At 29.4% G+C, this 13355-nt stretch carries 14 protein-coding genes; 2 read left to right on the top strand and 12 right to left on the bottom strand.

Features of this window, described 5'->3' with window-relative positions:
- Positions 1 to 33 precede the first annotated feature (33 nt).
- Positions 34 to 1149 (bottom strand): D-alanyl-D-alanine carboxypeptidase family protein, encoded by a 1116-nt coding sequence (locus B3B03_RS11970; RefSeq protein WP_346847970.1) that lies wholly within the window; start codon positions 1147 to 1149, stop codon positions 34 to 36.
- Between the two features lie 127 nt (positions 1150 to 1276).
- On the opposite strand from B3B03_RS11970, the gene B3B03_RS11965 reads away from it, so the two are divergent.
- Positions 1277 to 1858, top strand: coding sequence for a DUF2953 domain-containing protein (locus tag B3B03_RS11965; protein WP_346847969.1), 582 nt, complete (start codon positions 1277 to 1279; stop codon positions 1856 to 1858).
- Positions 1859 to 2287: a GerW family sporulation protein gene (ytfJ, locus tag B3B03_RS11960; protein WP_346847968.1), complete on the top strand. Its 429-nt coding sequence runs from the start codon at positions 1859 to 1861 to the stop codon at positions 2285 to 2287. It abuts the gene before it with no gap.
- Positions 2288 to 2420: 133 nt separating this feature from the next.
- Here the strand turns inward: ytfJ and scpB are convergent, their stop codons facing one another.
- From scpB to spoIVB, 11 genes are all read right to left on the bottom strand, one after another.
- A complete protein-coding gene (scpB, locus tag B3B03_RS11955) occupies positions 2421 to 3155 on the bottom strand; it encodes an SMC-Scp complex subunit ScpB (protein ID WP_346847967.1) in 735 nt (244 codons plus the stop codon).
- A complete protein-coding gene (locus B3B03_RS11950; RefSeq protein WP_035129401.1) occupies positions 3148 to 3894 on the bottom strand; it encodes a segregation/condensation protein A in 747 nt (248 codons plus the stop codon). The genes scpB and B3B03_RS11950 overlap by 8 nt, the downstream gene beginning before the upstream one ends.
- A 361-nt stretch (positions 3895 to 4255) precedes the next feature.
- Positions 4256 to 5452 (bottom strand): D-alanyl-D-alanine carboxypeptidase family protein, encoded by a 1197-nt coding sequence (locus B3B03_RS11945; RefSeq protein ID WP_346877415.1) that lies wholly within the window; start codon positions 5450 to 5452, stop codon positions 4256 to 4258.
- Between the two features lie 210 nt (positions 5453 to 5662).
- Positions 5663 to 6967, bottom strand: coding sequence for a pyrimidine-nucleoside phosphorylase (locus tag B3B03_RS11940; protein WP_346847965.1), 1305 nt, complete (start codon positions 6965 to 6967; stop codon positions 5663 to 5665).
- Between the two features lie 55 nt (positions 6968 to 7022).
- A complete protein-coding gene (locus B3B03_RS11935) occupies positions 7023 to 7838 on the bottom strand; it encodes a purine-nucleoside phosphorylase (protein WP_346877414.1) in 816 nt (271 codons plus the stop codon).
- Between the two features lie 248 nt (positions 7839 to 8086).
- On the bottom strand, positions 8087 to 9259 hold the full coding sequence (locus B3B03_RS11930; protein ID WP_346847964.1) for a phosphopentomutase: 1173 nt from the start codon (positions 9257 to 9259) through the stop codon (positions 8087 to 8089).
- A gap of 195 nt (positions 9260 to 9454) precedes the next feature.
- Positions 9455 to 9673, bottom strand: a complete 219-nt coding sequence (locus B3B03_RS11925) for a hypothetical protein (protein ID WP_346847963.1) — start codon at positions 9671 to 9673, stop codon at positions 9455 to 9457.
- A 4-nt stretch (positions 9674 to 9677) separates the two neighbouring features.
- Entirely contained in the window at positions 9678 to 10316 is a 639-nt protein-coding gene (gene spoIIM / locus B3B03_RS11920; protein ID WP_346847962.1) for a stage II sporulation protein M, read from the bottom strand.
- A gap of 80 nt (positions 10317 to 10396) precedes the next feature.
- Positions 10397 to 10915, bottom strand: a complete 519-nt coding sequence (locus B3B03_RS11915; protein WP_346847961.1) for an NUDIX hydrolase — start codon at positions 10913 to 10915, stop codon at positions 10397 to 10399.
- A 182-nt stretch (positions 10916 to 11097) separates the two neighbouring features.
- A complete protein-coding gene (spo0A, locus tag B3B03_RS11910; RefSeq protein WP_150844952.1) occupies positions 11098 to 11931 on the bottom strand; it encodes a sporulation transcription factor Spo0A in 834 nt (277 codons plus the stop codon).
- A 252-nt stretch (positions 11932 to 12183) separates the two neighbouring features.
- Complete coding sequence (spoIVB, locus tag B3B03_RS11905) at positions 12184 to 13338, bottom strand: SpoIVB peptidase (protein WP_414632284.1); 1155 nt, start codon at positions 13336 to 13338, stop codon at positions 12184 to 12186.
- Between the last annotated feature and the right edge of the window lie 17 nt (positions 13339 to 13355).

Here is a 13355-nt window from a genome sequence, read left to right as displayed (position 1 = left end):
CCAAGGTTTTTACCTTGGTTTATATTATTTATTCTATTCATCTTTATTAATCATGTATTTAATGTAATCCCATATTCCAATTTTTTCAATATCTTCTTTGAGATGAAGGGTTATTGCGTATTTAGAGTTTAATTCATTGGTTATGGTAAGCATTCCTATATCATCTGTAGTTCTAATTGGTGTAGTTAACTCATAATTAGGTAGAACAATATCTTTGACTATTTTTTCTTCATTTCTAACAGGAAAAATTAAATCTTCTTCAGCAACTAATGGTATTCCCTTGTCTTTTCCTTTAACTTTTATATCTCCTATAACTTCACCAGCTTCTATAACTTTTTTATATTCATAATTATCTTTTACATATTCATAAATTCTCTGACTTTCTTTCCATCTTGGAACACAATTTAATGTTACTACAATTATTTCATTTTTATCTAGTTTAAAGGAACTAACAAGACATTTTCCAGCCTGTCCTGTATATCCAGTCTTAACTCCAGTACAATTAGGCTCTGAATATAAAAGTTTATTTATATTATTAAATTGTTTTGTAAATTCTATTCCTTCTTCTCCCGAGATTAATTTAGTAGACACAATTTTATTAAATTCTTCAATCTCCTTAGCTTTTTTAGTTGCTATAGCTAAATCATAGGCTGAAGAGTAATGGGAGTTACTATCTAGACCATGAGGTGATTCAAAATGACTATCTAACAAACCTATTGATACTGCAAATTCATTCATGACTTCACAGAACTTTTCTACAGTCCCACTAGTTCCTTCAGCAATAGCAATGGCACAGTCGTTACCTGACTTGAGCATAAGACCATATAAAAGTTCTCTTATGGTTACCTTATCTCCAGCCTTATATCCTACTTTAGAGCCTCTTATAGATGCTGCATTTTTAGATATTTCCACAACTCTATCTATATCTCCATACTGTAAAGTAACCAGAGCAGTTATTATCTTTGTTGTACTTGCCATAGGTATAACTTTATGGGCATTTTGATCAAATAAAATAGTTCCAGTAGCTGAATCTATAGCTATGGCAGATACTGCATCTACTCTTATTGGAGCTGCATCTACGTTTTTCATAGGAATACTCACTATAATAAATAAAAATATTAATAGGAAACAACATACTCTTCTTTTCATCCTTTTACACTCCCAACTTAAATTTGTGACTTATTCTCAAATAGTTTTATTTTTTTATTTACCATGAATATATAAATCATAGTTGGATAGAATTGCAGATATAAAACTATGGAGGTTTAGTATACTAATGAAATGTTTTTTATGGATTTTAGCCATAGTTACACTGGTCTTATTATTTCCTATTCCAATAAAAATAACACTTATATATGCTAATGAAATTTTTACCTTAAAAATATATAATAAAGTAATAATTCCATCAAAAACTAAAAAAAATAGGGCTAAAAATGAAAACAAATGGAGTGATTATGTAAAAACTCCTAACGAAGAAAAAATTTCAAAATTAAAATTTAAAGATTTGAAAGGAATAATAGAACTCTTTGTTAATTCTAAATTTAAATTTACTATACGCACTAAATTTAGAGTGGATTACTCTATAGAAGATGCTGCTATAAACGCTATTACTTACGGCTTTTTATATCAAATTACAGCATTTATTTCAACAATTTTAAATCTATTTTTTAAAGTTAAAAATTTTACTCCTACTATCAATATTAAATATAATAAAAATTTCTTTAAATTTGAAAGTACTAGTATAATTTTTATAAATATAGCAAAAATTATATACATGGTTATTGTAATTTTTTATCACCTTATCAAAGTACGAAAAACTTCTTCCTTTGATAAAGTGAATTTAAAGGAGGAATTTTAGATGGACGGTCATCCAATAGAAAATTTAATGAAGTCGACTATGGAAAATATTAAAAATATGATTGATGTGGATACAGTTATCGGTAATCCTGTAAGTGCACCTGATGGTACCACAATCATTCCAATTTCAAAGGTATCCTTTGGTTTTGCCTCAGGTGGAAGTGAATTTAAGGATACTAACTTAGATTCCTCTAACAGGCATCCCTTTGCTGGTGGATCTGGTGCTGGAATCTCCTTAAAACCAGTGGGGTTCTTAGTAGTACACAAAAATACCATAAGATTTCTTTCCGTGACTGAGTATAATCCATACGATAAGATAATGGATGCAATGCCTCAAGCCATTGATATGATTTCTGGGCTATTTAACAAAGATAAAGTCAATGGTGATAATTATTCTGAAGTCTATAACCCATGCGACCCTTGTGATTAACTCTAAGAAAAAAGGCTATCTTAAAATAATTCATTAATCTTTTTATAATATTGAGGTGTATTTTAATACTATAAGTACATCCTCAATATTTATTTAAGATTTAGATTTTATTTTAAATATAGCCATAATATTATTAGAACTTCTTTTCTTCAATATCCTTTTCCTCTAATTCTACTAGCTCTTCATCTTCAATAAAATTATCTAAAGATGGTAACTCTCCTAAAGATGTAAAATCAAAATGCTTTAAGAATTCGTCAGTAGTAGCATAAAGATTTGGTCTTCCTATAACACTTTTCTTTCCTGATTCCTTTATAAGTCCTTTTTCTACTAAAGTACTAATAGCTCTATCACTTTTAACTCCTCTTATGTCTTCAATTTCTATTCTAGTTATTGGTTGTTTATAAGCAATTATAGATAGGGTTTCAAGAGCAGCCCTAGATAAGGATTGTCTAATATTTGTCTTTAACAGCATTTGAAGATAATCACTATTTATAGGTTTTGTACCAAGCTGATAAGCCTTATTGATACATATTAGTTTTATCCCCCTAGACTCATCTCTTTCATATACCTTTTCTAAAACCTTTAAAAGTTCTGTAGCAAATTCTACTGAACATTCTAAAATACTTGCTATAGTGTCTACTTCCAATGGGTCTCCAGTTACATATAATAAAGACTCTATTATAGAAAAATATCTTTCATATTTAGATTCATCTATAAGATAATTTAACTGATGTTCTGATTCTTGAAGAACCTCTTCTATTTTATTTCTAGGATCAATATCTATGCTTCCATCTTCTTTATTTACTCTACTTAAAATTTTATCATTAACTTCTACATCTTCATGATTTAAATTAGTATGTTCATTCATCCCCCATCACTCCTTCTAAATATATTTCACCAAAGTTACCATGTTGAACTACTCGTACATCCTTAAGCTTTATTAACTCTAACAAGGCTAAGAAGGTTACAATGATTTCCGTTTTACTTTTGCTCTCCTTTATTATACTAGTGAAGGTAGTATTTTTACTATGCACTAATACGTCTTTTAAGTAATCCATCTTATCTTCTATTTTAAATAACTCAACCTGTACTCTGTCTTCTATGTTGAAGGTTTCATTCATCTTATTTTTATATATTTCCATAAGTTCAATATACATATTATATAAATCCATCATGGTTATGCCCTTAAGTAGCTCTTTGGCATCTTGCTTTTTTTCTCTGGTATCTTCAATTATTTCAGGCCTTTTAGTAAATATAATGCCTGTATTCATTTGTCTCTTGCCCAAAAATTCAGCTATATTTTTAAATTTTTTATATTGAACTAATTTATCTATAAGCTCTTGTGTATCATCAACCTCTTCAATCTCTGGTTCCTTATTTTTAGGAAGTAATACCTTAGATTTTAATTCAATTAATGTAGTAGCCATAACAATAAACTCTGATGCAATATCTAAATCCAATTCCTTCATTTCATTTAGATATCCTATATATTGATTTGTTATATCTAAAATACTTATATTATATATATCCATTTGGTTCTTTTTTATTAAGTGTAATAAAAGGTCAAAGGGCCCCTCAAAGTTTGAAGTTTTAATTGTTAATGCCATGATTTCACCTTCCTTACAACAAATTTATCTGCATACTAAAAACTTCAATATATATTTTAGCATGAAAACACTCATTTTAAATTATACTCTAAATTTAGTTAAATTTACAATAGTAAAAACCACATCTTTCAATTATGACAATTGTTATTTTGGAATCAAAAATTACTGTAGTTCATTTAAAAATAAAAAATCACCCTAAAAATTTTAGAGTGACTTTTTATATCAGCATTATACATTTGGGGTTGTATATTGTAACTGATAACTATAGCATTAAACTGAATTTTAAATTAACCTTTATATATATTTTTTACAGATATTTATTTTTTATTCTATATTATTAATATTTAAAGATTTAATATACTTATATTGAATGATCAAATATATTTGAAAATATATCTTTAACATTTTTAAAGAACTGAGATTGTTTTACTTCCCTATCACTATATAATTCTACTTTTCCTAGTAATTCATCTCCATTATAAACTTCACAATATCCAACAACATCACCAGCATTTATTTTTTTCAGTTCAGGATTAATATTTACTTTCTTTGTTAATTCTTCCTCAGTGCCTTTTTCTATGGTTACTTTTAAATCATCTTTTGCTTTTGCTATAAAGAAAGAATCACCTTTTTTATTTAATGGTATTTGTTGCACATCTACATTTTTAGCTACTATAGTTTTACTTTGGTATTTAGAAAATCCAAAATCCATAAGCTTACTTGCATCTGCATTTCTTTGTTTATATGTAGGTGCTCCCATTATTACTGCAAGCATCCTTACATTGTCTCTAGTTGATGTAGCAGATATACAATACATAGCTTCTTGTGTAAATCCTGTTTTTAGTCCATCACACCCTTTGTAAAATCTCACCAACTTATTATGATTAACTAATTCAATTGGTGTTTTTCTACCTTCTGATATAGTTTCCATATATATAGATGAATATTTTAATATTATTGGGTGTTTTAAAAGCTCTCTAGACATTATGGAAATATCTCTAGCAGTACTTAAATGTCCTGGAGCACTAAGACCTGTAGCATTTTCAAAGTGAGTATTAGTCATTCCAAGTTCCTTAGCTCTTTCATTCATTTTTACTGCAAAAGCTTCTTCACTGCCTTCTAAAAACTCCGCCATTGCAACTGCTGCATCATTTCCTGATGCTATAGCTATACCTTTTAGAATTTCTTCCACAGTTCTTACTTCTCCTGTGTCCAATATCATACTACTACCGCCCATGGATTTAACCTTTTCACTACAAACTATTTTATCTTGAAGAGTTATTCTTCCATCATCTAAGGCTTCCATAGCAAGTAGCATAGTCATTATCTTAGTAACCGAAGCAGGTGCAAACTGTTCATCTGCGTTTTTTTCATAAATAACTTTACCTGAATTAGGCTCTAATAGTATTACAGATTTTGCCTGTGGCTCAAATCCTATTACATTATCTGCAGGCTCATTTTTTATTTCATCATCAGCAAAGGCTGTTGGAAGGATTATAGCCTGCAATGAAAGTAGTACGGATAATAATAAAGTTAAAACAAATTTATTCTTTTTCATAACCGACCTCCAAAACAATTATTATGAGGTTATTTTTACCTCAATCTTAAAAATTATCCTAGAAATTTAGAAATTTTATTTTCTAAATTTCTTCCTATTTAGAGTTCCCTAATATAGAATTTATATCCTCAAGGTGCATATATTACTTTAAAAATAAAATGAAGCTATATAAAATNNATTTTATATAGCTTCATTTTATATTAATATATACTAACTAATTACTTCATGGATTAGTGGTATGTCATTTTTATAGCCTTCAACTATTTCATAGTTTTTTAAGATACCCTCATTAGCTTTTTCAATAAGGCTTTCATTATTACTATGAATATATGCTATGGTGTCACCCTTTTCTACTTTATCACCACGTTTTTTATTTAAAACTATTCCCACTGCTAAATCTATTTTACTTTCTTTAGTGGCCCTTCCTGCTCCAAGTTCCATTGCAACTATTCCTAAGTTTTCAGCATGGATTTTTTTAACCACTCCACTATTTTCTACAATTACCGGTACTACATACTTAGCTTTAGGTAATAAATTTGTATTATCGATACAGTCTATATCTCCACCTTGAGCTTTAACAAACTCTTTGAGTTTTTCTATAGCTGCTCCTGAAGTTATAGTCTCTTTTAACATAGCTTCAGCTTCCTCCGCAGTACTTGCTTTTCCTGCTAACATTACCATACGACTTCCCAAAACTAAAGAAAGTTGTAATAAGTCCTCGGGACCATTTCCCTTTAATGTATTTATGGCTTCTTCTACTTCTAAAGCATTACCTATAGCTAAACCTAATGGTTGGTCCATATCAGAAATTACTGCCATAGTATTACGCCCAATATGTTTTCCTATAGAAACCATTTCTGTAGCCAATTCCTTAGCAGATTCTGTATTTTTCATGAAAGCTCCATCTCCAACCTTAACATCTAAAACTATAGCATCAGCTCCTGAAGCTATTTTTTTGCTCATAATGCTAGATGCAATTAAAGAAACATTATCAACGGTTGCTGTAACATCTCTTAAGGCATATAACTTCTTATCAGCTGGTGCTAAGTCTCCAGTCTGTCCTCCCACAGCAATTTTAATAGTGTTAACATTATTAATGAATTTTTCTGTTGGCATCTCCACTGAAAAACCTTTGAAAGCTTCTAACTTATCTATGGTTCCTCCAGTATGCCCTAGGCCTCTCCCTGACATCTTAGCTACTGGTATCCCCAATGCTGCTACCATAGGTGTAAGCACTAAAGTCGTAGTATCTCCTACTCCACCTGTACTGTGCTTATCTACCTTAACGCCTTGAATTTCACTTAAATCTAACATATCTCCAGAATGTACCATTGCCATTGTTAAGTCTGAAGTTTCTCTCTTATTCATCTTTTGAAAATATATAGCCATCAAAAGAGCTGATACTTGATAATCTGGAATTTCTCCCTTTGTATAGCTCTCTACAAAATAATTTATTTCCTCTGTAGAAAGCTCTCCACCATTTCTCTTTTTTAGAATCAAATCATACATTCTCATAAATCACACCCCGCTCTATACCTTTATATTTAATTTTGTTTGTAATGGCCCACTATTATAATTCTCTAACTATTCCTTTCACTAAAGAAACAAATTTTGATTTTACTTTAGCAGAAGTTTCTATTACTTCTTCATGATTTAATGGTTGGTCTAAGATTCCAGCTGCCATGTTAGTTATGCATGAAATTCCTAGTATTCTAAGACCACAATGATTAGCTGCAAGAACTTCAGGAACTGTTGACATTCCAACTGCATCAGCACCTAGTATTCTTGCCATTCTTACCTCTGCTGGAGTTTCATATACTGGACCTGTAAACATCATATAAACCCCTTCTTTTAATTCTATATTAAGAGATGCTCCAACTTCTTTTGCTAGTTTTAAATATTCTCTATCATAAGCTGTAGACATATCTGGGAATCTTGCTCCTATTTCTTCTTCATTTTTACCTATAAGTGGATTTGTACCTGCAAAGTTTATATGATCTGTAATCATCATTAAATCACCTGGTACAAAGCTAGTATTAACACCACCACAAGCATTAGTTACTATCAAGGACTTAACACCCAAATATTTCATGATATGGATTGGAAGTGCTAATACGCTCATAGGATGGCCTTCGTAATAATGAAATCTACCTTGCATCATGATAACCTTTTTACCTTCTAAAGTTCCGCATACAAATTGTCCTGCATGACCTTGTACTGTAGATACCGGAAGATTAGGTACTTCTGAATACTTTACTACCACCCTATCTTCAACCTTGTCAGCCATATCACCAAGACCAGAGCCTAAGATAATACCTATTTCTGGTTGGAAGCTTAACTTAGCCTTTATGTATTCTACACTCTCATTAATTAATTTAATATCCATTATAATTTCTCCTCTTCTTCACAGTTATATAATTTTATTTAGTTATACTCTATATTATCAGCTTATTAATTTATCTTAATGTTATTTGTTTGACTAGTTAGTTAAATAAATAATATTAACAACAAATTACAATATATTATTACCTTTAAGGAATTTATATATTGTAATTTGTGTATTAAAATTTTTATTATTCTTATTGTCTTTATATTTTTATACTATCTAAAACTCTTTTAAACCTAGATTACTAGCTATACAATTAAATCTTTGAAGCTTTTTCCTACTAAATCATTTTCAATATCAAGTAAATCTAATACAGTTTTACCTATATCGCAGAATCCATTTCTAGTTCCAAGATTTATATCTTCCTTAAGATTTCTTCCATATACAAGTACAGGCACATATTCTCTGGAATGATCTGTACCTTCTGTAGTTGGATCACATCCATGATCTGCAGTAATGATTAATACATCATTATCTCCTAAAGCTTCTTTAATTTCTGGTAATCTATCATCAAATTCTTCTAAAGCCTTAGCATATCCTTCTACATCATTTCTATGTCCAAATTTCATATCAAAATCTACTAAGTTTGTAAATATGAATCCATTAGAATGAGACTTCATCATTTGTAAAGTTTTATCAACCCCATCCATATTGTCCTTTATAGATACTGATTCTGTAACACCTTTTCCTGTAAATATATCTTTAATCTTACCTACAGCTGCCATAGGTAAGCCAGCTTCACTGACATACTCAAGAGCAGTCTTATTAAAAGGCTCTAGTGCATAATCATGTCTATTAGCTGTTCTTACAAACTCACCTTTTTTCATACCTTTAAATGGTCTGGCAATTACTCTACCTACCATCTTATCTCCAACTAACATTTCTCTTGCAATTTTGCACATATTATATAATTCTTCTAAAGGTATTACATCTTCGTTAGCTGCAATTTGGAATACACTATCTGCAGAAGTGTAGATTATAGGGTATCCAGTTCTTATATGTTCTTCCCCTAATTCCTCAATGATGGCTGTACCAGAAGCAACTACATTTCCTAAAGTCTTTCTTCCTATCTTAGCTTCAAATTCATCCATAATTTCTCTTGGAAAACCATTAGGATAAGTTTGAAGAGGTGTTTCTAAAATTACTCCTGCCATTTCCCAATGTCCTGTAATAGTATCCTTTCCTTTTGAAAGTTCACTACATCTTCCATAAATTCCTTCTGGATTTTCGCACTTAATAAGGTTTTCCACGCCTTCTATGGAACCAATTCCTAAAGCTTCTAAGTTTGGAATAGAAAAACCTTTAACATGTTTTGCTATATTACCTAAAGTATTACTACCTTTATCTCCATAAAGCTCTGCATCTGGAAGTTCTCCAATACCAACACTATCAAGCACAACTAAAACTACTTTTCTATCCATGATATACTTCCTTTCTTCTTAGTCACTGATATATTATATTTTACCACAGTTGTTTCAAAATATATAACTAAATAAAATAAATTATGTGTCACTGCTAAACTTCCATCTTTTTTAGCAATGGCACATAATATAATAGTACATTATTATTGAAATATGTCAATTTATTAGTTGAATTTATTTATCTATATTATTCCTTTATCTCAATATGGAATTAAATATATGAATATAATTATATAATATTTCTAAAGGTTTTATTAGTTCATTGCCAACTAAAATACTATTTTCATAAATTCCAGGTTTATAAAAATAATTCAGTACATAATCTAATATATTAGGCAGTACTCCCCCCATGACAAATATAATTATAAAGCACTCTGCGTATATAATTAAGAACTTTTTAATGTCATCTTTCATACTTTTATGCCCCTAACCCCTTTAGTGCAAAATTTATAAGTATAGGCGTTATAAAAGACTCAAATAAAAATCCAATGAACATAACTCCTGTGACAATTAAAAACATCATAGTATAATTTTTTACTGAACCAGTATTAGGTGAATATTTCTTTGTAAATTTTTCTTTTACTATACCTATAGAAAATTCAATAGATAATACTGATAAAAATATTAAACATGGTATATATATAAGGTTTTGTGGTAAAACACCTAAAAGTGATAAGAGTAATCCTTTTTCTTTTAATCCATATATAAAAAAACTAAAAGTAAATCCTAAAGAAAATCCTTTGTAAATATTAATCAAAATAATTATTGGAAGTCCTACCACTGTTAATCCCAAGAACCAAAATCCAATTATAATGGGTATATTATTTTTTAAAGTACCCATTAATATTTCTTTATTAGATAATCCATCTAAGGTCGATGATGATCCAAAAGCAGTTATATAGTTAATTAAGGTACTCTTGTCCACATCCCCCATATATTTAACACAATAGAGACCTAGAATCATCCCAGTGGCAATAAATAATATTGTTAATAAATACATCCAAATATTTTCATAAAAATGTTTATTAAAACTATCTATTATGCTTCTTAATGTCATACATATTCCCCCTTAGTTTATTTAAGAATTAATTTATATTTATGCCTAACCCAAGGGTAATATTCCATTTTGTTTAATTTTTACAAGTATGCTAAAGCTGCAATGGTCTTTCCGTCTATAACTTCTCCACTTTTAACCATTTCTTTAATTTTATCTATACTATATAATTTTACATTTATAAATTCATCATCATCTCTATTAACTTTCCCTTTATATAACTCAGTAGCCTTATATAAATATATATATTCATCTGAAAATCCAGGTGCTGTAGCTATTTTACCTAAGAACTGAAATTTTTTAGCCCTATATCCAGTTTCTTCTTCCAATTCTCTAATGCCACATAGTTTAATATCTTCTCCCTTTTCTATTTTTCCAGCTGGTATTTCTAAAATTGCTCTATCTAATGCTTTTCTAAACTGTTCCACAATAAGTATAGTATCTGAATTCAAATAAGCTACTATACCAACTGCTCCTGGATGTTCTACAAGTTCTCTTTTTCCCACTTTTCCATTAGGAAGTTCCACTTGTTGCACTTTTAAATTTATTACTGTTCCTTTAAACTTATATTCTTCACTAATAGTTTTCTCAAAAAGTTTCATCATCACCACTCCTCACAATATATAATAACCTATCATACATAAAATAGACACCTTCAATTTTTTCAAATTAAAAGATGTCTATAATTTTTAATTATATATTGTTGGTGTAAAAACAATTTGTTGCCTTAGCTTTAATAATTAATCGACTTAAATTTTACTATAAACCTAATAATATTAAACTTCTAGCATACTTTATTTTTAAGTCTTAGCTTGTCTGCTACCATTGCAATGAACTCTGAATTTGTTGGTTTACCCTTTTCATTATGAATAGTGTATCCAAATAACTTATTAATAGTATCAACCTGTCCTCTACCCCATGCAACTTCTATAGCATGTCTTATAGCTCTTTCTACTCTACTTGCAGTAGTATTGTATTTCTTAGCTATTGCTGGATATAGTTCTTTAGTTACTGCTGACAATAATTCTATGTCATTTACCACTAAAGTTATGGCTTCTCTTAAATACATATACCCTTTAATATGAGCTGGTACACCAATTTCATGAATAATATTAGTAATTTCTGATTCTAAATCCATAGATCCACTATTTGATTTGGGTTTAGCATCCATCATTAATGATGAAGAACTAGTTGTATTAGTAACTGGTGTTTTTCTAACTGTATCACTTGAAATTGAATTATTAAACATATCTCTAATTCTATTAGATAATACGTCCATATCAAAAGGCTTAACTACATAATAATCAGCTCCTAAAGATATAGCTCTTTGAGTTATTTTGTCTTGACCTACTGCTGATAATATAATTATTCTAGGCATTGGATTTAAATTCATTGTATTTAATCTCTCAAGAACTCCTAATCCATCTAAATGAGGCATTATAATGTCTAGAACTACTAAATCAGGGTTAGTTTGTTCAATAAGTTCTAAAACCTCTACTCCATCTTTTGCTACACCAACTACGTTGATGTCCTTTTGACTTAAAAAATAATCACTTAAAATATTGCAAAACTCCTTATTATCATCTGCAATTAGCACATTAATGCTTCTTTGCTCCATTCCACAACTCCCCTTTTTGTAATTTTTACCATATCATAGATATATAATTTCGACAAAAGTAATAAAACTCCTTCTACTACCTAAAAAAAAATAAATTTTTTTAAAATTCAACCTTTTCTTATATTATAACATCATTTTGAGTCAAATAAAAACAACCTATTGTAATTTTATATAAATAGATTGTTTTTATTTAATTATTTATGATTATTATATAGCCTTTTGTATTTTTTAAGTGTAATTGATAATATTTATTTATTTCCTAATGTCTGCTTCATTTATCATCCAATCCATATATATTCCATATCCTGTATCAGGCTTATTGACAAGAACATGGGTTACTGCACCTACTATTTTGTTATTTTGAATTATTGGACTTCCACTCATACCTTGAATAATCCCACCTGTTTTCTCTATGCACAATGGATCTGTAACTTTTATTATCATACTTTTACCATTTGGTTCTTGTTGATTTAATAATTTTTCTATTACTATGTCAAATAATTGAGGCTCTTCTCCATCTATAGTTGTAAGAATTTGTGCTTTTCCTACCTTAACTTCATCTTTAAATCCTACCTTCATAGGCTTATTATAATTATTGCATATTAAATTATCATTACCTTCTCCAAATACTCCAACAGGGGTATTTAATCTAATTATTCCTAAGGTCTTATTACTATCTGTAAAAATCCCCCTAAGTTCACCTGGACTACCTTTAGCTCCTTTCCTAACTGACACTATATTAGAATCTACAATTTCACCTTTCCCAACACTCATAATAGTATTGGTATCCATATCTGTTATAGGATGTCCTAGTGCTCCAAACTTCCCACTTTCTTTATGATAAAATGTTAAAGTTCCCACACCTGCCACAGAATCCCTAACCCATAATCCAATTTTATAGTTTTCATCCTTCTTACTGACCACTGGATTAACTACAAAATTCATTTCTTCGCCTTTTCTATTTACTGTAATTTTAACCTGCCCTCCCTTTGCTCTATTTACATAAGTAGCTATATCTTCGGCACTTTTTATTGTTTCATTGTTAATTTTTGTAATACTATCTCCTATAGCTATTCCAGAAATAGCAGCTGGGCTTTGAACCTTATTACCATCTACCTCAATATCTGACAAAGCAATAACAAGGGCTCCTTTTGTATTAATTTTAATTCCTAAAGGTTTTCCTCCTGGGTAAACCATTATGTCGGAGGTTTTAGCATAATTAACCTTTTTTAGACTAGTAGCTTCTGAAAAATTTAATTTATAGTCCATAGCACTTGAATAATTATTTATTGAAGGCACTGCTTCATTAAAATATCTATTAATTATATCAGTATAGCAATTTATAGATATTAGTATGAAGGTTGTAGTAAATATCAAGAATAAAATATTACTAAATTTTTTCATAATGCTTTACCTCCTGTAAA

This window comes from Clostridium sp. UBA5712 (assembly GCF_002419845.1).
Lineage (GTDB): Bacteria > Bacillota > Clostridia > Clostridiales > Clostridiaceae > Clostridium_J > Clostridium_J sulfidigenes.
The sequence above is the reverse complement of the archived record's forward strand: the minus strand, read 5'-3'. Positions and strand labels throughout refer to the sequence as shown.

What these genes read in the sequence shown, in the direction of transcription:
- scpB (WP_346847967.1), bottom strand. Translation starts at nt 3,155, where the DNA reads ATGAATGAACATACTAATTTAAATCATGAAGATGTAGAAGTTAATGAT.
- B3B03_RS11945 (WP_346877415.1), bottom strand. Translation starts at nt 5,452, where the DNA reads ATGAAAAAGAATAAATTTGTTTTAACTTTATTATTATCCGTACTACTT.
- B3B03_RS11970 (WP_346847970.1), bottom strand. Translation starts at nt 1,149, where the DNA reads ATGAAAAGAAGAGTATGTTGTTTCCTATTAATATTTTTATTTATTATA.
- B3B03_RS11925 (WP_346847963.1), bottom strand. Translation starts at nt 9,673, where the DNA reads ATGAAAGATGACATTAAAAAGTTCTTAATTATATACGCAGAGTGCTTT.
- B3B03_RS11935 (WP_346877414.1), bottom strand. Translation starts at nt 7,838, where the DNA reads ATGGATATTAAATTAATTAATGAGAGTGTAGAATACATAAAGGCTAAG.
- B3B03_RS11915 (WP_346847961.1), bottom strand. Translation starts at nt 10,915, where the DNA reads ATGAAACTTTTTGAGAAAACTATTAGTGAAGAATATAAGTTTAAAGGA.
- spo0A (WP_150844952.1), bottom strand. Translation starts at nt 11,931, where the DNA reads ATGGAGCAAAGAAGCATTAATGTGCTAATTGCAGATGATAATAAGGAG.
- B3B03_RS11950 (WP_035129401.1), bottom strand. Translation starts at nt 3,894, where the DNA reads ATGGCATTAACAATTAAAACTTCAAACTTTGAGGGGCCCTTTGACCTT.
- B3B03_RS11940 (WP_346847965.1), bottom strand. Translation starts at nt 6,967, where the DNA reads ATGAGAATGTATGATTTGATTCTAAAAAAGAGAAATGGTGGAGAGCTT.
- B3B03_RS11930 (WP_346847964.1), bottom strand. Translation starts at nt 9,259, where the DNA reads ATGGATAGAAAAGTAGTTTTAGTTGTGCTTGATAGTGTTGGTATTGGA.
- ytfJ (WP_346847968.1), top strand. Translation starts at nt 1,859, where the DNA reads ATGGACGGTCATCCAATAGAAAATTTAATGAAGTCGACTATGGAAAAT.
- spoIIM (WP_346847962.1), bottom strand. Translation starts at nt 10,316, where the DNA reads ATGACATTAAGAAGCATAATAGATAGTTTTAATAAACATTTTTATGAA.
- B3B03_RS11965 (WP_346847969.1), top strand. Translation starts at nt 1,277, where the DNA reads ATGAAATGTTTTTTATGGATTTTAGCCATAGTTACACTGGTCTTATTA.